Source organism: Sorangiineae bacterium MSr11954 (assembly GCA_037157815.1).
Taxonomy (GTDB): Bacteria; Myxococcota_A; Polyangia; order Polyangiales; family Polyangiaceae; genus Pendulispora; species Pendulispora albinea.
The window spans coordinates 9,864,360-9,884,590 of record CP089984.1; the positions used below are offsets into that span (position 1 = coordinate 9,864,360).

Annotated in this window: 19 protein-coding genes; 7 read left to right on the top strand and 12 right to left on the bottom strand. The window is 65.1% G+C overall.

The genetic code is table 11. From position 1 onward, the window contains the following. Positions 1-14: 14 nt before the first annotated feature. The 5 genes from LZC94_38495 to LZC94_38515 form a co-directional block, all read right to left on the bottom strand. The gene (locus LZC94_38495; protein WXB13713.1) at positions 15-941 is read right to left on the bottom strand and encodes a 2-dehydropantoate 2-reductase; all 927 of its coding nucleotides are present in this window, start codon (positions 939-941) and stop codon (positions 15-17) included. A 60-nt stretch (positions 942-1,001) separates the two neighbouring features. Next, positions 1,002-2,762 (bottom strand): GMC family oxidoreductase, encoded by a 1,761-nt coding sequence (locus LZC94_38500; GenBank protein WXB13714.1) that lies wholly within the window; start codon positions 2,760-2,762, stop codon positions 1,002-1,004. 23 nt (positions 2,763-2,785) lie between these two features. After that, positions 2,786-3,592: a gluconate 2-dehydrogenase subunit 3 family protein gene (locus LZC94_38505; GenBank protein ID WXB13715.1), complete on the bottom strand. Its 807-nt coding sequence runs from the start codon at positions 3,590-3,592 to the stop codon at positions 2,786-2,788. A gap of 99 nt (positions 3,593-3,691) precedes the next feature. After that, a complete protein-coding gene (locus LZC94_38510; GenBank protein WXB13716.1) occupies positions 3,692-5,353 on the bottom strand; it encodes a sodium:solute symporter in 1,662 nt (553 codons plus the stop codon). Continuing rightward, complete coding sequence (locus tag LZC94_38515; protein WXB13717.1) at positions 5,350-5,583, bottom strand: DUF3311 domain-containing protein; 234 nt, start codon at positions 5,581-5,583, stop codon at positions 5,350-5,352. Before LZC94_38515 ends, LZC94_38510 begins: the two co-directional genes overlap by 4 nt. 222 nt (positions 5,584-5,805) lie before the next feature. Between LZC94_38515 and LZC94_38520 the strand changes: the two genes are divergently transcribed. Beyond that, positions 5,806-8,076 (top strand): PQQ-dependent sugar dehydrogenase, encoded by a 2,271-nt coding sequence (locus tag LZC94_38520; GenBank protein ID WXB13718.1) that lies wholly within the window; start codon positions 5,806-5,808, stop codon positions 8,074-8,076. 29 nt (positions 8,077-8,105) lie between these two features. On the opposite strand, the gene LZC94_38525 is transcribed toward LZC94_38520, so the two are convergent. The 3 genes from LZC94_38525 to LZC94_38535 form a co-directional block, all read right to left on the bottom strand. After that, complete coding sequence (locus LZC94_38525; protein WXB13719.1) at positions 8,106-9,008, bottom strand: PhzF family phenazine biosynthesis protein; 903 nt, start codon at positions 9,006-9,008, stop codon at positions 8,106-8,108. Positions 9,009-9,119: 111 nt separating this feature from the next. Then, positions 9,120-9,461 carry a histidine triad nucleotide-binding protein gene (locus tag LZC94_38530; GenBank protein WXB20301.1) on the bottom strand — a complete coding sequence of 114 codons (342 nt, stop codon included), beginning with the start codon at positions 9,459-9,461 and terminating at the stop codon, positions 9,120-9,122. A gap of 41 nt (positions 9,462-9,502) precedes the next feature. Then, complete coding sequence (locus LZC94_38535; protein ID WXB13720.1) at positions 9,503-10,204, bottom strand: class I SAM-dependent methyltransferase; 702 nt, start codon at positions 10,202-10,204, stop codon at positions 9,503-9,505. 96 nt (positions 10,205-10,300) lie between these two features. Here LZC94_38535 and LZC94_38540 point away from each other — a divergent pair, with 96 nt between their 5' ends. Continuing rightward, on the top strand, positions 10,301-12,181 hold the full coding sequence (locus LZC94_38540; GenBank protein ID WXB13721.1) for a hypothetical protein: 1,881 nt from the start codon (positions 10,301-10,303) through the stop codon (positions 12,179-12,181). 9 nt (positions 12,182-12,190) lie between these two features. Here LZC94_38540 and LZC94_38545 read toward each other — a convergent pair whose 3' ends face one another. Beyond that, positions 12,191-13,276: a DMT family transporter gene (locus LZC94_38545; GenBank protein WXB13722.1), complete on the bottom strand. Its 1,086-nt coding sequence runs from the start codon at positions 13,274-13,276 to the stop codon at positions 12,191-12,193. A 129-nt stretch (positions 13,277-13,405) separates the two neighbouring features. On the opposite strand from LZC94_38545, the gene LZC94_38550 reads away from it, so the two are divergent. Beyond that, positions 13,406-14,269 carry a LysR substrate-binding domain-containing protein gene (locus LZC94_38550; protein WXB13723.1) on the top strand — a complete coding sequence of 288 codons (864 nt, stop codon included), beginning with the start codon at positions 13,406-13,408 and terminating at the stop codon, positions 14,267-14,269. Positions 14,270-14,293: 24 nt separating this feature from the next. On the opposite strand, the gene LZC94_38555 is transcribed toward LZC94_38550, so the two are convergent. Further along, positions 14,294-14,797, bottom strand: coding sequence for a hypothetical protein (locus LZC94_38555; GenBank protein WXB13724.1), 504 nt, complete (start codon positions 14,795-14,797; stop codon positions 14,294-14,296). 381 nt (positions 14,798-15,178) lie between these two features. On the opposite strand from LZC94_38555, the gene LZC94_38560 reads away from it, so the two are divergent. The 4 genes from LZC94_38560 to LZC94_38575 all read left to right on the top strand — a co-directional run bounded on the left by LZC94_38560 (position 15,179) and on the right by LZC94_38575 (position 18,480). Next, entirely contained in the window at positions 15,179-15,949 is a 771-nt protein-coding gene (locus LZC94_38560; protein ID WXB13725.1) for an amino acid ABC transporter ATP-binding protein, read from the top strand. 12 nt (positions 15,950-15,961) lie between these two features. Further along, positions 15,962-16,909, top strand: coding sequence for a glutamate ABC transporter substrate-binding protein (locus tag LZC94_38565; GenBank protein WXB13726.1), 948 nt, complete (start codon positions 15,962-15,964; stop codon positions 16,907-16,909). Positions 16,910-16,993: 84 nt separating this feature from the next. Continuing rightward, a complete protein-coding gene (locus LZC94_38570) occupies positions 16,994-17,650 on the top strand; it encodes an amino acid ABC transporter permease (protein ID WXB13727.1) in 657 nt (218 codons plus the stop codon). Continuing rightward, the gene (locus LZC94_38575) at positions 17,647-18,480 is read left to right on the top strand and encodes an amino acid ABC transporter permease (GenBank protein WXB13728.1); all 834 of its coding nucleotides are present in this window, start codon (positions 17,647-17,649) and stop codon (positions 18,478-18,480) included. The genes LZC94_38570 and LZC94_38575 overlap by 4 nt, the downstream gene beginning before the upstream one ends. Before the next feature lie 352 nt (positions 18,481-18,832). Here LZC94_38575 and LZC94_38580 read toward each other — a convergent pair whose 3' ends face one another. After that, a complete protein-coding gene (locus LZC94_38580) occupies positions 18,833-19,453 on the bottom strand; it encodes a hypothetical protein (GenBank protein ID WXB13729.1) in 621 nt (206 codons plus the stop codon). A 144-nt stretch (positions 19,454-19,597) separates the two neighbouring features. Then, positions 19,598-20,155 (bottom strand): NAD(P)H-dependent oxidoreductase, encoded by a 558-nt coding sequence (locus tag LZC94_38585; protein WXB13730.1) that lies wholly within the window; start codon positions 20,153-20,155, stop codon positions 19,598-19,600. Positions 20,156-20,231 lie beyond the last annotated feature (76 nt).

Consider the following 20,231-nt stretch of genomic DNA (forward strand, 5'->3'; position numbering starts at 1 on the left):
CAAGCTCGACGAATTTAAACCCCCGCGCACCCGCGAAGGTGTGCGGGCAGCAGCACGGCATATAAAAATTCGTGCGTCGGTGTAGGTACACCCCGCGCGCGCCCGCGACGGATGAACGAGCCGCTCAGCGACTCGATTTCGGTGCGGCGATTTGCCTCGAAATCGCGCAGGAGCGAGAGCTTCGTCCCTGCTTGCAGCGCTTCGCCGCGCGCGAGCAGGGTTTGCACGAGGTTTGGCTCCAAGGTCACGCCTTCTTTGTCCGCCACGGCCACCGCTTCGCGGAGCGCGGCGATGTACAAGGCGCGTGATTCGGCGCATGCGAGCACCTCGCGCGCGGACGTGCGCGTCGCGGCGATGACGCTCGCCAGGCAGGCGATGTAGATGGCCTTGGTCCAGAGCGCGGTCTGAATCGACTCGGAGACGACCAGATCGACGCCGGTGCCAGCAAACACGTCGGCGAGCGCCGCCACGCGGCTGGTGAGGCGCCGATCCAGCTCGCCCACCACGATTTGCTGCGGCCCCGGCGCCTGCCGGATCACCCCGGGCGCGGCCACCTCGGCCAGCACGCTGCATTGCCCCGCCACCGTGCGGCGCGGAAAGGCGGCGCCCAGCTTGTCGACCGCATCGACCCCGTTGAGCAGCGGGACGAAGCACGCGCGCTCCCCCGCGAACGGCCGCAACGCCTCGATGGCCGCATCGAGATCGTAGTTCTTCACGCACACGAAGGCAAAGTCGCAGCGCCCGACGGCCCGCGCGTCGGCCTCGGCGCTGGCCGGACGAACGGTAAAGGTGCCCGACGCCGCCTCGATGCGCAGCCCTTCGCGACGAATCGCCGAAAGGTGCTGGCCTCGCGCGACGAAGTGAACGCCAACACCTTTGCGCGCAAGCAAGCCGCCAAAGTAACCGCCTACACCGCCTGCACCGATGAACGCGACATCCATCGTGGTCCTTTCTCGATCACGGCTCCGTGTTCGCGTGCGCTCTCTCGCCAGAAGCTGGGATCAGAGCATCCTTGGTCGCTGCGTATATTGAACGAGATCGTCGCCCAAGCGCAATGCGAGCGCGCCAAGCGGCCCTGTCGGATTGTATCCGGAGTCGTGGGGGTAGGTTGACGCCCCCACCACGAACAGGTTCTCCGCGTCCCAGTGCTGCAAGTGCGGTGAGACCACGCTCGTCTTTGGATCGCGCCCCATCACGGTGCCGCCGGTGATGTGCGTGGTCTGATACACCCGCGTGTCGAACGGCCCCTTGCGGGGATTTGCCGGTCCAACGAGGGTGGCGCCGCTCACCTTCGCGAGCTCCTCCATCTTCTTCGTGACGTACTCGGACATTTTGAGCTCGTTCTCCCGCCAGTCGAAGGTCATTCGCACCAGCGGCTGCCCGTAAGCGTCCTTGTATTCGGGATCGAGGTCCAGATAGTTCTCACGGTTGGGGTAGCAAGAACCCCACGCCGACAGCGCAAATGCGTGCGCGTACCAGTCGGCGTTGGCCTGCTTCCACTTGGTTCCCCAACGCGGCGTGCCAGGAGGAACGCGGCGCGCCCCAATGGGCCTTCCGCTGAACACGGCCGCGCTGATCACGGCGCCGCCGAAAAAGCCGAGCCCCGTGTGATCGAAGTTGTCGTTGTTGAACTCGTCGATGGTGGTCGCCGTGCTGCCGGAGTTGAAGAACGGATTGATCCAGCGATCCTTGAAGAAGAGCGAGACGCTCGACGTGGTCTGGTAGCAAAAATTTTTCCCGACCACCCCCGTATCCGTCTTTGGATCGTACGCCTTTCCGATGCCCCCCACGAGCAGGAGCTTCGTATTGGTCATCGTAAAGCCGGCGAGCACCACGGCATCTGCGGGTTGCTCGATTTCCTCCCCCGTCACCAAATCGACATAACGCACCCCCGTAACGCGGCGCGCTTTGCGGTCGTACAAAACGTCGAGGACGTGACAGCGCAGGCGAAGCTCGAAGCCCTTTCGCGTGGCCAGCATGGGATAGAGGAGCTGATCGGGCGTGCCCTTGGCGTGGGCGTCGCAAACGAACCGATCGCAGTGGCCGCAGTACTGACAGCGTCCGAGCGTCTGGCCATCGGGGTTGGTATAGGCCCCCGTGGAGTTGGCGCCGGGCATGGGGAATGGCTTGTAGCCCTTCTTTCGGGCGGCCTCCTGGAAGATGAGCCCCGCCTCCGTGATCTCCAGCGGCGCCTGCGGGTAGTCGTCGCGGCGCGGGGCCTCGAAGGGATTTCCGCCCTCCTTGATTTCGCCTTTGATATTTCCGGCTTTTCCGGCGACGCCAAAGAGCTTCTCGAACAAATGATGATACGGCTCCAGCTCCGTGTACGTGACCCCCCAATCCTGCAAGGGCATGTTCGCGGGGATGCTCTTTTTGCCGTAGCGCGCCTCGAGGTGCGAGCGCATGGCCGGATCGTATTCGGACCAGCGCCAGGTGATGCCGTTCCAATGGCTGCCGGCCCCCCCCAGTCCTTCGCCCGGAAGAAATGCCTCCATCCACCGGACGGGCAGCGCATCTTCTTTCGTGTCGTGACGGAGCGAATAGGTCTGCAGCGACCAGTCTTGGATGATCCCTTGACGCGTGTCCCAACGCAGCTCGTCGCGCTGGTTGGGAAAATGAGATTCGGCCGCGGCACCATGGTCTGCGCCGCGCTCGAGGACGAGCACGTCGATGCCCTTGGCCGTGAGCTGACGGGCGATCAGGCCCGCCGTGAGGCCACCGCCGACGATGACCACCGTGTGGTTGCCGAGTCTCTTTGCCATCGGCTCGCGCTCTCTGGTCGTTGTTAACTAAAATCGGCGATCGACTTGGGCGTTTTGGCACCAGGGAATGGTTTTCCGCGAAAGTCGACCATGTTTCGGGTGTTGTTCGATGGAAGGCCGGGATACCCGATCATCTTCCAAAAAACTTTGTCCACATTGCCGCCGTAGATCGGGTCGGCAAAGCATGCTTGCGTGAACAGCGGGTACACCAGATCGTTGAACCAGACGCCCAAGGGAACGCGCGCGTCGGCGATCTTCCCCGCCGCAACCTCATTGAGGAACACGTCGGCGTCGGCCGCGCCCAGCTCGGTGAAGGGTTTGCCGAATCGCTTCTTGCATTGCGCGTTCGCGGCGGCAATACCTGCTTTGAAAAACTGTTCGGGGGTGAGCGGGCTTTGATATCCGTGCTGGGGCTTTCCTGCCTTCGCCTTCCAGGGGCCGCGCAAATAACGCCTCGCGCCCTTGCCAAAGTCGCCCGCGAGCTGGCGATCCATGAATATGGCTAGCCCGCAATCGACCCCATTGGGCGTGAGGTTGTCGGCAGGACACATGACGTTCACCATGACTTCGACGAACGCCGCTTCCTCCGGACCGAAGCTTTGATATCCGACAAGTCCCGCCATACCCGCGTGCCGCGAAGCATTCGGATGACCCGGAGCAGAAGCAGGAGAAACAGGAGAAGATTGAAGAAGCGTTGGGGAGCGCGCAACGCCGGATGTGCCGGATGTGCCGGATGTATTTTGAACACACCCGGGAATGCTGCCTATCGATGCGGCCCCCGCCGCCGTTGCGACCTGTTTGAGAAATACACGTCGATTGGCCTTCGTCACCAGGTCGTCAGTCTGGTGACCTGACAGGGCTCGATCAAGGCCTCGAATGCACTTTTCTCGTTTTTGTTTTTGGCGCAAAGCGCCAATCGCATTTTCATCTCAGTGGTGCGCGGTGCCGACGGCGGAGGGGAGCTCGCCCAACTCCTGCGCGACACCGGGATCGCCGGCCGCGGCCTCGTAATCGTCGGCGGCCGTTTCATCGCGCCCCTCGGGCACCTTGAGGGCGCGGAAGATCGGGGTGAGGACCACGGTGACGAGCACATTGACCGCGAACGCCGTGAGCGCGATGTACCCCAGCTCGCCCAGCAGCGGAATTTCCGCCACCTGACCGCCGAAGTGGGTTCCCGGCTTTCCCGGTGCCGGAACGAAGTAGCTGGTGGTCGTCCCGTAAACCATGCCCACCAGCCAGCCGACGAGCAGCGCGCGACCATGGAACCACCGCGTGTAGAGCCCGAACACCAGCGCGGGGAACGTCTGCAGGATCCAGATGCCGCCCAGGAGCTGGAACTGGATGGCAAACGACTTGTCGAGCACCAGCACGAACACGAGGGCCCCGAACTTGACGAGCAGGGAGCCGAGCTTGCTCACCTGCGTCTCGGCCGCGGGGGTGGCGTTGGGCGAAATGAACTCGCGGTAAATGTTTCGCGTGAAGAGATTTGCAGCGGCGATCGACATGATGGCGGCCGGCACCAGCGCCCCGATTCCAATCGCACCAAAGGCAAGGCCCACGAACCAGTTCGGAAAGAACTGCTGGAACAGGAGGGGCACCGACAGTGAATTGTTCCCACCCGTCTTCACGCCCGCGGCGAGGGCCATCAACCCGAGCAGGGCGATGAGGCCGAGCAAGATTGTGTAGAGGGGGAGCAGGATGGTGTTGCGCCGGATGACGTTGCGGTTCTTGGTGGAGAGCACCGCGGTGATGGCGTGCGGGTACACGAAGAGCGCGAGGGCCGAGCCGAAACCAAGGGTGGCGTAAGGCCAAAGCTGCTTTTGGCTGAGGATCAACCCGCCGAAGGGCTTGCCCGTGTTGGGGTTGGTCTTCGCGAGCGAGGTCCCGGCGGCCGAGAAGATGTTCTCCCAGCCCCCGAGCTTGGCGGGCAGGTACACGATCGAAACGGCGATCACCAAGTAGATGAGTGTATCCTTTACGAACGCGATCAGCGCAGGTGCACGCAGACCCGACGAGTACGTGTAGGCCGCAAGCACGGCAAAGGCCACGAGCAGCGGCATCTCACGCACGATCCACGAGGTCTCGGGACCACCGCCCACGCCCATGACATCCAAGCAAACCTGAATGCCCACCAGCTGAAGCGCGATATAGGGCATGGTCGCCAGAATGCCCGTAATGGCCACGGCCAGCGAAAGCGCACGCGAGCCATGACGGCCTCGCACGAAGTCGGCTGTGGTCACATAACCGTGTCGATGAGACACCGACCAAAGACGTGGAAGGAAAAGGAAGATGACCGGCCACACCATGATGGTGTACGGCACGGCAAAAAATCCGAGCGCGCCCACACCGAACACCAGCCCGGGCACGGCGATGAACGTATACGCCGTAAACAGGTCGCCACCGAGGAGGAACCACGCGACGAAGGTGCCGAACGAGCGCCCGCCGAGGCCCCACTCGTGAAGGTGCTGAAGGTTCGCGGGGCGGCGCCAGCGGGCTGCGAGGAAGCCCATCACGGCGACGAGAAGGAACAAGACGGTGAAGACGGCGAGCGCGACGCCGTTGAAGTGCTCGGTGGCCAGGGTGGAACTCACGGAGGACCTCCACGCTTCTGCGACTTCGTCGGCTGGACCACGAGAAAGTACGCGCCGCTCATCGAGGCCATGGTGAGCACGACCCAGAGCAGCTGATACCAGTAGAAGAACGGGAACCCGAAGAGGGTGGGCTCCATCTTATTGTACGTTGCGGGCAGCAAGATCGCGACGAGCGGGGCAGCCAGCAGCGGTGCGGCGAGAAGATACCTGGTCGATTGCGACAGCGTCATGCGAGGTCGGCTCCGAGCATCCAAACGGCAGCAGGGTGCATGGTCGCTCATCTGTACCACGACCGGAAAACGCCATCGCGCGTCAAAATACGACGGTGAAAGATTCCTCCAGCCGTTGCCATGCGCAATGGTCTGGACCGATGGGTTGAAGTGCGATTCACGTTCGATCGATGGCGCGAAGGGTGAACACGGCCGCCGCGTCGGGATACTCAAGCTTGGTACATGCGATTGCGAACCACGATCGTCTCTTTGGGAGTGGGTGCGTTCTGCGCCTTTGGCGCGGCTGGCGCGGGGTGCGGTAACGACAGCAGCAACGGCTCCAGCAACGACGGAGGATTCTACGACGACGGCGCCGTTCGTCCGGAGCCTGCGCCTTATGGGCTCGATGAGCGCCCGGCCAATGCCACGTGCCGCGCGCCAGCCCGTCCGCCGGCCGCCGCGGCGGTCAAGCTCGAGCGCGTCTATGCCAACGTGCCCCTCGACAACCCCATGTTGATGGCGCAAATCCCTGGCGATCCTTCGCGGTGGTACGTGGCCGAGCGCGTGGGCAAGATCGTGAGCTTTCCCGCGCAGAACCCGCCCAACGCGGTCCGCGAAGACCTGAACATCACCGGCCAGATCACCGATCTCCGCAGCGAGGGCGGTCTGCTCGGAATGGCGTTTCATCCGAACTTCGCGCGCAACGGTCACGTGTACGTGTCGTATACGACGGGCACCGAGGACCGCATCGTCTCGGCCGTGCGGCGCTTCACCAGCGCGGCGCGAAATGGAACGGCGTTCGGCGGGCAGTCCGACGTGCTCGTGTTCAATCAGGAGAACCAACCGAACCACAAAGGTGGCTGCGTCGAGTTCGGGCCCGATGGATACCTTTACGCGTCGTTCGGCGATGGCGGCGGCGGCGGCGATCCATTCAAGCATGGGCAAGATACGAATAGCTTCTTCTCCAAGGTGCTGCGCGTCGATATCGACAATGGAAGCCCTTATGCCATCCCCGACGGCAATCCCTTCAAGAACGATACGACGGGGAAGAAGAAGGAAATCTTCGCCTATGGCTTTCGCAATCCCTTTCGCTTCTCGTTCGACCGTGTCTCGCAGCAGCTCTGGCTGGGGGACGTGGGGCAGGACGATTGGGAGGAGGTCGATATCGTCAAGAGCGGTGGCAACTATGGGTGGAGCGTCAAAGAAGGGTCGCACTGCTACCCGTCGAGCACCACCAACTGCTCGAGCGCGGGCTTGATCGATCCCATTTACGAGTACCTGAATCCGCCGAGCGGAACGCGCGCGGTCACCGGCGGGCGCGTGTACCGCGGCAAGGCCATCCCCGAGTTGGTGGGGAGCTATCTATTCGGCGACTCGCAGACGGGCGAGGTCTGGGCGATGACCCTCGATCCGGTGACCCGAAAGCCCACCGTGACCCGCATCAACGATGGCAGCACGGGAGGGCCCGTCACCGCGTTCAACGAGGACGCCGATGGGGAAATCTTCATTACGGCGCTGGGGAGCAAGATCTACAAAGTGGTGGCCAACGGGAAGCCTTCGGGGGCGCAGTTTCCCGAGAAGCTCTCTCAAACGGGGTGCGTCGATCCGGCGAACCCCAAGAACCCCGCGCCGGGGCTCGTTCCTTATGGCGTGAACAGCCCGCTCTGGTCCGACGGCGCGGACAAGGATCGGTATCTGGCGCTGCCGGATACCAAGAAGATCCACGTCAACCCCGACGGGGACCTCGATCTTCCGGTGGGCACCGTGCTCGTCAAGTCGTTCACCCTCGGCGGCAAACGCATCGAGACGCGCTTGCTCGTTCGCCACGAAGATGGAGATTGGGGCGGCTACTCGTACGAGTGGAACGACGAGCAAACCGACGCCACGCTCCTCCCGGCGAACAAGACGAAGGCGGTCGCCAACCCGAGCGGCCAAACATGGTACTTCCCGAGCCGCTCGGACTGCATGTCGTGCCACTCGGCGGCGGCCGGGCGCTCGTTGGGGCTCGAGGTGGGCCAGCTCAATGGCGACTTCGTTTATACCTCCACGCGGCGCATTTCCAATCAGCTGGCGACGTTCGAGCACATCGGTCTCTTCGATGCGAGCCTCGGCGCGGCGCCGCAGCAGCTGACCCGGTACCCCACCCCCACCATGCCGGGAAGTGAGCTGGGCGATCGCGCCGCCTCGTATCTGCACTCCAATTGCTCGTTCTGCCACCGCCCCAATGGCCTGGGCGGCGGCGGCACCGATTTCCGCTACACGACCTCGCTCGCCAACCGCAAGGCGTGCAACGCGAACCCATCGAACGGAAACCTCGGCGTGCCGGACGCCAAGATCATCGCCCCCGGCTCGCCGGGCAAATCGGTGCTCTCGCTGCGCGTGCACGCGCTCGACGCCGCCCGCATGCCGCCCTTGGCCTCGAGCCTGGTCGACAAGGCGGGTGCGGCGGTGCTCGACGAGTGGATCGCCTCCCTCGCCGCGTGCCCGAAAGATGCGGACGCGGGCAAGGATTGACCGAGCCCGGATCACGCGGTGGATGCGAATCAGATGAAAAGCTCGCCCTCGGCGATGACGATGCCGGCGCCATAGAGCCGGACGTCATCGCCGCGGACGCGCATTTCGATGCGGCTCGGGCGGCCCATGGCAAAGCCTTGCTCGATGATCACGGTGGAACCATCGGGCACGACGCCCTTGGCCACCAGCTGCACGGAGAGCGGGCCGGCGGCGGTGCCGGTGGCGGAGTCCTCGTAGATGCCCACGGTGGGGTTGAAGAAGCGCGCATACGCCGTGGCCGCAGGATCGACGGGGTCGAGCGAAAAGACGTAGCAGCCTTCGCCGCCCGCGTCGCGCAGGAGGGACAAAAGGCGCTCGGCGTCGGGCTTCGCGCGGTCGATGGCGCCGCGGTTGCGAACGGGGATCAAGCAATGCGGCGCGCCCGTCGAGACGACTTGCGCGGGGAAGCGCGCGAGATCGATGTCGCCCGGCTCGAGGCCGAGGGAGGCCGCGATGCGCGCGGGATCGGAGACGGTGGCGCCGAAGGCGGGGGTCGCGTGCTTCATGACGATGCGGCGCGCGTCTTGGCCCTCGAAGAGGACGTCCACCGGCAAGACATGCTCGCCGAGCTCCTGGTGAAAGGTGACCTCGGGCGAATCGGCCTTCAAATGACCGCGCGCGGCGAGCGCCCACCAGGCCCCCAGCGCGTTGTGCCCTGCGCCGGACACCTCGTGGCCAGGAACCGTAAAGGAGCGCAGGCGGTGGGTGGCGCCCGGCTGCGTGGGCTTCAGGATGAAGGTCGTCTCGGCCTGGTTGAACTCGCGGGTGACGAGCTTCATCGTGGCCTCGTCGAGCCGATCGGCGTCGAGGACGACCGGGAGCGGGTTGCCCCCGAGCGGCTCCGTGGCGAAGACATCGACCCAGTAGAACTTGAAGTGGTTCTTCGTTGCCATGCGTGAAGCGCCTCGCGGTTAGATTATATTTTACCGAGTTTCTCTAAAACTGGGGTCGAGCGCGCCTCGCGGCCACCCATGGTCTGCTTTTTGGCAGCTTTTGGCGTTTTCTCAGCCGGGCGGCCAGCCGAGGGCGCGGCCCCCCAGCACGTGCAGGTGCAGGTGAAACACGCTCTGGCCGGCGTTCTCACCGTTGTTGACGACGAGCCGGTAGCCGTCGTCGAGGTGCAATTCTTCGGCGACGAGGCGGCCGGCGAGCATCACATGGCCCAAGACGGCCACATCGTCCTCGGTGGCTTGGCCAATTCCGACGATGTGCTTCTTCGGAATCACCAGCACGTGCGTCGGCGCCATGGGCCGGATGTCGTGGAAGGCCACCACATGCTCGTTCTCGAATGCGAGCTTCGCCGGAATTTCCCGCGCTACGATCTTGCAAAATAGGCAGTCCATGATCGGCGAGTCTAACGTGGTCCCCGCGCCCGCGGGGGCACCATTCACGGCGCCAGCTTCATCATGAAGAGCACGGGCCAGCCCAAGTACTTCTCGGCGCGCGGAACCCTGGCGGCAAGCTCGGCGTGGACCGCGTGCTCCGACACGTGCAGAAAGCGCAGCCCTGCCGCCGCCGCGGCCATGACATAGTCGCTGATCACGTTGGGGCTGCTCTCGGGACGCGTATCCACCCCCGTCTTGGGATCGAAGAAGCGCGCTTGCACCCCGCGCAGCATCATCGCCGGGTGCATCACCGAGACCACGATGAAGCCGTCCTTTTTGCAAATCCGACCCAGCTCGCGGAAGAGCGGCGCGAGGCGCGAGGTCGGCACATGATCCACGACCAGGCACGAGATGGCCCGATCCACGCTTCCATCGGCGAGCGGCAGCGCGGTGGTGATGTCGTGCACCACGAAGTCGGCCCCGGGCGGCGCCTTGGCCTTGGCGCGCGCGATCATGCCCTGGGAAAAGTCGAAGGCGGTGACCTTGGCGCCTTCGCCCGCCAGACGGACCGCATGGCGGCCGGTCCCACAGCCGACGTCGGCGATGGAAAGGCCGCGCACGTCACCCAGGTGCCGCCGGACCTCGGGCTCCTCCAGGGAAATCAGCGGGTTTTCCTCGGTGTCGTAGATCTCGGACCAGAGATCGTAGCCCTCTTGCGTGGAAACGATGCGCGGGGTCGCGGTCTGGCTCACGTTTTGGCTCATGCGTAAGATATATTCGATCATGCGAATGAACGCAAATTTAGCCTTCGACCTAAGCCATTGCGACGTTCTGCGCGCTCCTCGGTAAGCTAGGTCACCGTGCGTACGGATCTTTGTGTGGGAGCGCTCTTGGTCGGATTGGTGGGCGCGCTCGGTGTGTCCTTGCCCCTCGCGCGCGGGCAGGCGCGAAGCCCGACCATCGCGGTCGGCGAGATCAAAGAGGGGATGAAGGGCTACGGGCTCACGGTGTTCCGTGGGACGACGCCCGAGAAGTTCGACGTGGAGGTCATCGGCGTGATGCACAACTTCCGTCCGTCGCAAGATCTCATCTTGGTGAAGACGCCGCACCCGCGCTTGAACATCACGCGCAATGTCAAAGGGATGAGCGGCAGCCCCATCTACCTCGACGGCGGGCGGCTCGCGGGCGCGTACGCCTACAGCCTCTCGAACTTCCAGTCCGAGCCCGTGGCCGGGGTGACCCCCATCGCCACCATGCTGACCGAGCTGCAACGGCCCATCCCGCCCGGATTTTGGCCCTTGGAGCGGCGCGCTCCCCTGCCCACCCCCGATCCGAACCGCGATCCGCGAAGGGTCACGGGGCCGCGGAGGGCTTCGCTCGACGCCAACGGCTTCGACGGCGCGCCGGGGCGGTACGATTTGATGGCCCACGCCGAGCAGATGGCCAAGCGCGTGGCGCGCGATCGCTCGGGGCCCATCCCCGCCGGAACACCGCTGCTCATGGCGGGCGTGGGCGATCGCGCCGCGGACCTCGCGCGAAAGCTGTTCGAGCCGCTCGGCCTGGAGCCGATGCAGGCGGGCGGCGGCCATGCGGTGGCGCCCGACGCGCCCCAGCACTATGTCGATGGAGGCGCGGTGGGCGTGCAGCTCACCAGCGGCGATGTTTCGCTCATGGGGCTCGGCACCGTCACCCATGTGCAAGGGAACAAGCTCGTGGCCTTCGGTCACCCGATGCTCAACGGCGGCGATAGCGCGCTGCCCACCGCGGTGGGGCGCGTGCTCTGGATCTATGCGAGCGAGCAGCACAGCTTCAAGGTCGGCGAGGCGGTGCGGCCGCTGGGCGCGCTGGTGCAGGATCGGCAGAGCGCCATCGTGGTCGACGAAAAGCAGACCGGGCCGACGTTCCCCGTTCGCGTGGACGTCAAAGGGGTCGACGTGGCGCCGCGCAAGGTGTGGAGCACCGAGGTGGCGGAAGAGAAGTTCATGAGCCCGGGTCTGGTGGCCACCGTATTTGGCTCGGTGGTCGAGGCGACGATCAGCGAGCGGCGCGATGTCACGTGGCAGATGCACTCGCGCATCACCATTCGAAACCACGGGAGCATCGAGCTCGACGACTTCGGCGTGGCCGTCGGGGGTCTGCCGGAGGCGGGCGAGTGGGCCGCGTCGCGCGCCGTTCGCGCGCTGGGCGATGTGCTCAACAACCCGTGGGAGCCGGCGCACATCGAGCGGGTCGACGCGACCCTTAGCGTGCAATATACACGCGATTTGTGGCGGCTGCGCGGGGTCGAGCTCCTCGACGACGAGGTGGACGCGGGGCAAAGGGCGCGCATCACCTTGCACCTGACGCCCTTCGCAGGGCCCGACACGGTGCGCACCATCGAGGTCCCCATCGCGCCCGAGCTGGCGGGGCGGGACGTGGAGCTGGAGATCGTGCCGGGCTACGAGGTCACGCCGGAGCTGGCCGCGCCCGAGAACCTCTCCGCGCTGATCGCCAACGAGCCGCGGCAGAGCGTCGCGCCGAAGAGCGTGGTGGTGCAATACCGGGTCCCCTCGCAAGGCGTGACATACCGCGGCCACGTCGCCGCGCGCTTGCCGGACTTCGCGCTCGATGCGCTGCGCCCGACCCACGCCAGCGTGGGGCCCGATCCGTTCAACAGCTACATGCGCACGGTCGTGCCGATGGATCGCTACCTCGACGGCCGCGATCGGGTCAAGGTGAAGGTCCGCGAGATCGTGCGCTGAGGCCCGGGGCTAGCGCGTGGCACGCGGGGCGCGCGCACCCCATTGCGCGACTCCGATCAGCACCACGCCGGAGAGCTGCGCGGCGCTGAGGGCGCGCCCGTAGACGAGCCAGTCCACGGCGACGGCGCAGGCGGGGTAGACGAATTGGAGGATGGCGATGCGCCCGGCGGGCAATCGGCTCATGCCCACGTAAAGGAGCACGTACGCCAAGCCCGTGTGCAGCACGCCGAGACCCGTGAGCCATGCCCACGCGGTGCCCCACCTCGGCAAGCCGTGCGCGAGCGGCCACCACCCGAGGAGGACGGCGCCCACGACGCACTGCCACCACGCGAGCGCAAAGGAGCTCACGCGGCGCACCGTCTTGGCGATCAGGGAGACCCCCGTGTATGCGAGCGAGGCGGCGAGGCACATGGCGAGGCCTCCGACGTATGCCGGCGAGGCGCCGGTCCCGTTGGTTTCGGCGGCGCCCGCGATCCCGTTGGCGCCGGAGGCGAAGGCGCCGTCGAGGAGCCCCGTGGCGAGGGTGAGCCCGATGAGCGCCAGCAGCGCGGCCCCGGCGCGAAGCCGGGAGAAGGGCTCGCCGAGCCACAAAACGCCGGCGGCCATGAGCCAGAGCGGCTGCACGTGAAAGACCACGGTCGCCACGGCGATGGACGTGTGCTCCAGCGCGGCGAAGAAGAGCGCCCAGTTCGCGGTCATGAGCGCGCCCGCGAGGAGCGCCGCGCCGAGCCCGCGCCGGTCGAGCCAGAGCTCGCGAGCTCGCCCGCGTGCGAGGCCCCAGGCGAAGAGCGCGGCGGCGCCGAAGACGCAGCGAAACCACACGGCCGTGAAGGGGTGCTGCCCCGCCTCCTCGACGAACACGCCCACGGTGCCGAGCAGGGCGCCGCCGAGGATCATGAACACGGCGCCCTGGCGCTCGCGTGCGGATGTCGCGACGGAGGGCTGCGCCGGGTCGTGTGCCGGCGGATCGTGTGCCGGCGGCGCGGCGGGCGCCTGCGCCGGATCGGCCGCGATCGACGCCGGCGCGGGTTCGCGTGGCGTGTCGGTCGGATCGAGTGACGCGGCGGCCACATCGAGTGACGTACCTTTTGCCATGGCCCGACAGTGCGATCCGATTTACGTTGCGTAAAGTGCAACTATCGAACAGGTACGTTTCGATTTTCGAAATGTGCCGGTGTGGCTGCGGGAATTCGCTTGCAGGCTCCCCTCCCCGGAAACGAAACCATGCGAACTGCGGATCTTCAACTCGATTGGCTGCGCGCGTTCGTGGCGGTGGTGGACGCGGGATCGCTCACCGCGGCCGTGCCCCACGTGCACCGATCGCCATCGGCCCTGAGCATGCAGCTCAAAAAGCTGGAGGACGCGGCGGGCGCGCCGGTGCTGGTGCGCGATCCGCGGCATTTGGAGCTTACGCACACTGGGCGCGAGCTCCTCGGCTACGCGCGCCGCCTCTTGGAGCTGCACGACGAGGCGCTCACTGCCCTGCACGGCCCCACGGTGACGGGGCGGGTTACCCTCGGCGTGCCGGACGATTATGCGTTCGCGTACCTCACGCCGCTCTTGCGCGCCTTTGGCAATCGGCACCCCAGCGTGGAGATCTGCTTGGTCTGCGAGCAATCCACCTTGCTCATTCCAAAGGTGCAGCGCGGTGAGCTCGATCTGGCGGTGGTCTCGCGCGATCGCGTGGAGCGCGGGACGTTCCTCTTTCGCGAGCCGGTCGTATGGGTCGGCGCCATGGCCTACGAAATATGGCGCAAAGATCCCTTACCCATCGCGGTCTACGAGACGGGCAGCCGCGCGCGCCGCGACGTCATCGCCGCGCTCTCGGGCGAGCGCCGCGCGTACCGCATCGTCTACTCGAGCCGCAGCTTGGTCGGATTGCTCGCCGCCGTGGAGAGCGGGCTCGCCGTCGCCGCCATCACCGCGACCGCCGTCCCCCCGCAGCTCCAAGCCTTGGGCACCGAGCACGGCCTGCCGCCCCTCCCCGATCTCGACGTCGCCGTCATCCGCGGAAAAGCTTCGTCGCGCACCCCCGCCGCCAACGCCATGCACGAACAAGTCGTACGCACCTTGCGCCGCCGCACGTAATCATCGGCGCGTACGCCCCGCCGCTCACGCGCGCCGATTTCCGGCGCAGGGCTCGGGCGGTGACATTTCCCAGCCGCCGCCGTGTTGCCTTCGTCGGTATTCGGCTTTTAGCTCGCTGCGCGCGTCGTTCGAGAGAAGGTCGCACGGATCGAACCAGTGCTCCGTCGTCACGCACGCCAACATGGGCGGCAGGGCGCCCGAAAAATCTTGGATGTTCGGGCACCGCCAGTGCCAAAGCGCCCATCGATCGGGCGGTGTGTCGAAGCACAGCACCTCTTTGACCCCGCCGTTGCAGTTGGTCGCAATGACCAAGATGGGGCCAGGTAGGACCCCCTGCGCGTCGGGAACACGCACCACGATGTCGTGGTGGAACTCACCTTGTTTCCAGTGATCGAGAAGCTCGTACTTGCCGAATCGAAGGCGAATCTCTTCGAGGAGATTGCCGAGAATCGTCGTCGCCGCAAGGGCTCGAACCGCGCCGGTCTCCATGACCGGCTCGAACAACCCGGCCCAAAGATAGATTCCCACCGCGCGCTCGGAAGGTCCCCTCGTTTCCAATTTGTCATCATGCGTCGAACCGCCACCGACGCGTGGAACCGCCCACCAATGCGTGGAACCGCCCACTGACACGTCGAACCACACCGACGCGTGGAACCGCATCAACTCCGGTTTCGCGCTCATCCTAAAACTTTCCTCTCAGCGTACTCGGCGGGTGGATGTGCGCCACCCATTGGCGTGATCCCGGAGAACACCCCGGAGCCCGGCCGGCGGCGGGCGAGAGGCTACAGGCGTCTTCGTGAAAAGCGCGCCTACTTTTCCCGGGGTTCTGTCGCAGAACGCCCGCAGGTCGCGGAACCACGCACACGCGGGTTGCGCTGAAAGAGCGAACTTTCTAACGTTGCGCTCTTAATGACCAACGGCACCGTCACGCCCGGCATATCGAAGGATCCCCTCGTAGTCCTCAAGGGCGTCAACAAGTGGTACGGGCAGCTCCACGTGCTGCGGGACGTGAACCTCGAGATTGCACCGGGCGAGGTCGTCGTCGTCATCGGCCCCTCCGGCTCGGGCAAGTCGACTTTGTGCCGCGCGATCAATCGGCTGGAGACGATTCAGTCGGGCGAGATTCGATTTGCGGGTAAGCCGCTGCCCGAGGAAGGCGCCGCGCTGGCCAAGCTTCGCAGCGAGGTCGGGATGGTCTTTCAATCGTTCAATCTGTTCTCGCACAAGACTATTCTCGAAAATGTGATGCTCGCGCCCGTCAAGGTGCTGAAGGAGCCGGAGGAGGAGGCGCGCAAGCGCGGGCTCGCGCTGCTCGAACGCGTGGGCATCGGCAGCCAAGCCGACAAGATGCCGGCCCAGCTCTCCGGCGGTCAGCAGCAGCGGGCGGCCATCGCGCGCGCGCTGGCCATGCGCCCCAAGGCCATGCTCTTCGACGAGCCGACCAGCGCCCTCGATCCCGAAATGGTGAACGAGGTGCTGGATGTCATGACAAGCCTCGCCAAAGGTGGGATGACCATGGTGGTCGTAACCCACGAAATGGGTTTTGCCCGCAAGGCCGCGCACCGCGTGGTGTTCATGGCCGACGGCCAAGTCGTCGAGCAAGCGGCCCCCGAAGAGTTCTTCGACCGCCCGAAAACCGATCGAGCCAAAGATTTTCTTTCCAAGATTCTAACGCACTGAAAGAGAGAAGCGATGATCTCCTGCAAATTTGCCTCCCTGGTCGGTGTTGCTGCGCTGGCGTTCGTCGCTGCGCTCGGCGGTTGCAGCAAGAACTCGTCCGCCCCTGGCGGTAGCGGTGGCGCCGCGGCCGATCCGCTGACCGGCACCGGTGACAAGTGCGCCAGCTCCGGCGTGAAGCTCACGCCCGCGACCGATGTGAAGATCGAAGGCAGCAAGACCTTCGACAAGATCAAAGCGGCCGGCAAGGTCGTCGTCGGCGTCAAATTCGATCAGCCGAACCTCGGCTACAAAGACGCCGACGGCAAACGCTGTGGGTTCGACGTCGAGATCGCCCAGCTGGTGGCCTCGCGTCTCGGCATCGATCCGGCCAAGATCGAATACAAGGAAATCCCGTCGACCAACCGCGAGACAGCGATCAAAGGCGGAGAGGTCGATTACTACGTCGGCACCTATTCCATCAGCGACAAGCGCAAGAACGACGTCGGCTTCGCCGGCCCGTACTTCATCGCCGGCCAGGACCTCCTGCTCCGCAAAGACGAAGCGGCCATCACCAGCAAAGAGACGCTCAAGGGCAAGAAGGTCTGCTCGGCCACCGGCTCCACCCCGCTCCAGCGCGTGCGCGATCAAAAGCTGACCGAGGACGAGAACATCAGCGAGTTCAAGACGTACTCCGAGTGCGTCTCCCAGCTGCTCGACAAGAAGGTCGACGCGGTCACCACCGACGACGCCATTTTGAAGGGCTTCGCCGCGCAGAGCCCCGCGAAGCTCAAGGTCCTCGGGCAGCCGTTCGGCCAAGAAAAGTACGGCATCGGCGTGAACAAGGAGGACACCGCGTTCCGCAACGCGATCAACGACATCCTCGAGGCCGTGGCCAAGGACGGCACCTGGAAGAAGATCTACGACGGCACCCTCGGCCTCTCCGGCTCCACGGCGACGCAGCCGCCCGTCGATCGCTATTGATCGCGCGCTGCTCTTTGCCACGACGTCCCGTCACCACGCCTCCCTTGCTTCTACTGGCGCTTTCACCGGTGCTCCCACCATAAGATGCTCGAATTTTTCGGTACGCTTACCCACAATTGGGACATTTTCTCGCGCGGGTTTCTCACCACGCTCAAGCTGTTTTTGGTCGGTGCCGTGGGCTCGCTCGTCCTCGGCACCGCGCTCGCGACCATGCGGGTTTGCCCCATCCCCGTGCTTCGCGGGCTCGGGGCGGCGTACGTGAACACGGTTCGCAACACCCCGCTGACCCTGGTCTTCGCCTTTTTGGTGTTCGCGGCGCCCAAGCTCGGCCTCGACATCGCGTTCGAGCCGGCGGCCTACTTGGCGCTCACCATCTACACCGGCGCGTTCATCTGCGAGACCTTGCGCTCGGGCATCAACACGGTGCCGCTGGGACAAGGCGAGGCGGCGCGCGCGCTGGGGATGACCTTCGGCCAGGTGCTCTACCTCATCGTGCTCCCGCAAGCCTTTCGCACGGTGGTGCCGCCTCTGATCAGCATGCTCAACGCGATGTTGAAGAACACCACGGTGGCCGCCGGCTTCTCGGTGGTGGAGGCGGGCGCCATTCAAGCTTACCTCTCCGAGCGCGGTGAAAATCAGATCTACACGTTGCTCTGGATCACCCTCGGCTTCTTGTGCTTCGTGGTGCCCCTGATCATCCTCCAGCGCTACCTCGAGCAGAAGTGGGCGGTGGCCCGATGAACGCCACGGTCCTCTACGACGCGCCGGGCTCGCGCGCGCGCGTTCGGCATCGGCTCATCGGCGCGGTGACCATCGTCGGCCTGGCCGCGCTGGTGATCTTCGCCATCTACCGCTTTTGGGATACAGGGCAATTCGAGCCACTCAAGTGGAAGCAGTTCGAGTACCCCGCCATCCAAGCCCAGTTGATCGATGGATTGCTCGGCACCTTGAAGGCCGCGGGCACCGCCGCGGTCTTGGCGCTGCTCTTCGGGGCCACATTCGCGAGCGCGCGCATCAGCGACGCGTGGATCTTCCGCGGGCCTGCCACCTTCGTGGTGGAGCTTTTCCGCGCGATACCGCTCTTGATCCTGATCTTCTTCGGCTACTACGTGCCCGTTCGGTTTGGGATGGCCATCAGCAATTTCTGGGCGCTGGTGGCCGGGCTCACCGTCTACAACGGCTCGGTGCTCGCCGAGATCATCCGCGCCGGCATCGCGGCCATTCCGCGCGGTCAATCCGAGGCGGCGTACGCGCTGGGGCTCCAGAAGACGCAGGTCGTTACCTTGATTCTTCTGCCGCAAGCGGTGCGCGCGATGTTGCCGTCGATCGTGGGGCAACTGGTGGTGCTCCTCAAGGACACGGCGCTCGGCTTCATCATCACCTATCCGGAGCTCCTCTATGTCGGCAAGCAAATGGGCAGCCGGCTGGCGTTCGATCTCCCCTATGTCCCGACGTACATGGTAGTCGCCGCCATTTACATCAGCATGTGCGCGGCCCTCTCCGCGTTTGCCAATTGGCTCGCGCATCGCGGCAACGGGAAGCCATCGCCCAAGCCGGCGAGCCCTCGCTAGGTTTCACCCCTCCGCCGCGGGTCTCTCCGGCCCGCATGGCATCCAAAAGGCGCGATCGAGGCCGTTGAGCAACGGCCCGGTCGCGCCGCAGCATTCAACGAGACGCGGGCGACGTCGGGCGTCATGCGCGATGTTCTGTCCGCGACATTCCCAATGCGTGATCGAGATCGTGGTTCGATGTTCAATTATCATTGATAGATGTGCACACACATTTTTCAGCAAATCGCATAAGAGCTCGAAATACCGCTTCACGCAAATGTCCACTATAGCGAACAAAACTTCAATGTGTCCGGGCTTCTGCTGTGGCTCACCTTCCGACCTTGGAGGCGGGAGCCGCAGAAAACATGAACGTCTACGTTTGCGACGTTGACGCAGGCGGCGCAGGCGCAGCTTGCGACGAGGCCCGCAGGACGCGGGGACGAAACGCCACCGCCAGCGCGAGCGCGTCCGCCGTGATCTTCACCTGACCGCCCAGCACGGCGAGCTCGAAGCCGGAGACGTCCTCGAGCACGGCGGGCAGGCCGAAGGTGTGCGAGAGCGTCTTGGCGAAGTTCCACGCGATGCGCTTCTCCGCCAGCGCCGCGTTGATCTTGTCCGTAATGCGCGTATCGATCACGGACGGCACCCCCGCCAGATCGGCGTGCTCGATGGCCAGCCGAAACACGAGCGCATCGTGGCCATCTTCGCGCTGCACCTCGGGCGACAGAATGGCGGTGAGCGATTTCACGGAGACCGGCACCCGGATCCGCAGCACCGGCCAGCGCACGCTCGCCTTGCACACCACGCGGAGCCCCACGTCGGGGATGAGGGTCACCTCGGTGGGATCGTGGAGGACGAGGTAGCGCTCGTCGTCATCGTCCCCATTCGTAGCTTCGCTCTCCGTGCTGTCCGTACCAAACCGGATTTTGACCGGTACGAGCTGCTCCACCACGGCCGCCAAATCATCGCGTGAAAGGATCGCTTCGAGCCACATGCTGTGACGCTATCGCATTTCGCCGGCGCGAGGCGCGGACTCCACGCGCGGCGGCCGATCGTGCAGCACACCTCAGCCACGCAGGCTCGAGCCGGACGAGTCGGTTCCTCGAGCCTCGAGCCGGCCCCGCGGGCGTGGTGCTCGCTACTTCTTCAGCAGCGCGATCCAGTCGTAGAACTCTTGCAAGTGCTGCGCGAGCACCTTGCGCGTGGCCTCGTCGGTGAGCTTGCCCTCGGCGTCGAATTTGTCCTGCGCGCGGGCGATGAACACCTCCGGCTTGTTGAACGTGCGCCAGTTCAGCATGACGCCGACTTGGCGGAGGTGGTATTGCGCGCGCATCGTGCCGCCGTTTCCACCGCTGGCGCCGATGATGCCCACGGGCTTGCGATCCGACGGGGGCGACGGAGGACGCGAAAACCAGTCGATGGCGTTCTTGAGAACACCGGGGATCGAATAGTTGTACTCGGGGGTGGCGAAGAGAAGGCCGTCGGCCGCCAGAATGCGCTCGCGCAGCTCTTGCACCGAGGCCGGCAGGCCCTGCGCTTCGACGTCGCCATCGTAAAAGGGAATATTGCCAATCTCGACCATTTCGATGGTCAGCCCGGAAGGCGCCAGCTCGCTCGCCGCGCGAAGCAGCGCGCGGTTGTACGAAGCCTTGCGAAGGCTGCCTGCAATTCCCAAAACGCGAAAATTCGTGCTCATGGCGCGCAGCATCGCATGTTCGCCCGGCGTACGCATCACCTAGCCCCGCCGTTCCATGCGCCGGCGCTCGGGAACC

What these genes read in the sequence shown, in the direction of transcription:
- LZC94_38495 (WXB13713.1), bottom strand. Translation starts at nt 941, where the DNA reads ATGGATGTCGCGTTCATCGGTGCAGGCGGTGTAGGCGGTTACTTTGGC.
- LZC94_38500 (WXB13714.1), bottom strand. Translation starts at nt 2,762, where the DNA reads ATGGCAAAGAGACTCGGCAACCACACGGTGGTCATCGTCGGCGGTGGC.
- LZC94_38515 (WXB13717.1), bottom strand. Translation starts at nt 5,583, where the DNA reads ATGACGCTGTCGCAATCGACCAGGTATCTTCTCGCCGCACCGCTGCTG.
- LZC94_38520 (WXB13718.1), top strand. Translation starts at nt 5,806, where the DNA reads ATGCGATTGCGAACCACGATCGTCTCTTTGGGAGTGGGTGCGTTCTGC.
- LZC94_38525 (WXB13719.1), bottom strand. Translation starts at nt 9,008, where the DNA reads ATGGCAACGAAGAACCACTTCAAGTTCTACTGGGTCGATGTCTTCGCC.
- LZC94_38535 (WXB13720.1), bottom strand. Translation starts at nt 10,204, where the DNA reads ATGAGCCAAAACGTGAGCCAGACCGCGACCCCGCGCATCGTTTCCACG.
- LZC94_38545 (WXB13722.1), bottom strand. Translation starts at nt 13,276, where the DNA reads ATGGCAAAAGGTACGTCACTCGATGTGGCCGCCGCGTCACTCGATCCG.
- LZC94_38550 (WXB13723.1), top strand. Translation starts at nt 13,406, where the DNA reads ATGCGAACTGCGGATCTTCAACTCGATTGGCTGCGCGCGTTCGTGGCG.
- LZC94_38560 (WXB13725.1), top strand. Translation starts at nt 15,179, where the DNA reads ATGACCAACGGCACCGTCACGCCCGGCATATCGAAGGATCCCCTCGTA.
- LZC94_38565 (WXB13726.1), top strand. Translation starts at nt 15,962, where the DNA reads ATGATCTCCTGCAAATTTGCCTCCCTGGTCGGTGTTGCTGCGCTGGCG.
- LZC94_38570 (WXB13727.1), top strand. Translation starts at nt 16,994, where the DNA reads ATGCTCGAATTTTTCGGTACGCTTACCCACAATTGGGACATTTTCTCG.
- LZC94_38575 (WXB13728.1), top strand. Translation starts at nt 17,647, where the DNA reads ATGAACGCCACGGTCCTCTACGACGCGCCGGGCTCGCGCGCGCGCGTT.
- LZC94_38580 (WXB13729.1), bottom strand. Translation starts at nt 19,453, where the DNA reads ATGTGGCTCGAAGCGATCCTTTCACGCGATGATTTGGCGGCCGTGGTG.
- LZC94_38585 (WXB13730.1), bottom strand. Translation starts at nt 20,155, where the DNA reads ATGAGCACGAATTTTCGCGTTTTGGGAATTGCAGGCAGCCTTCGCAAG.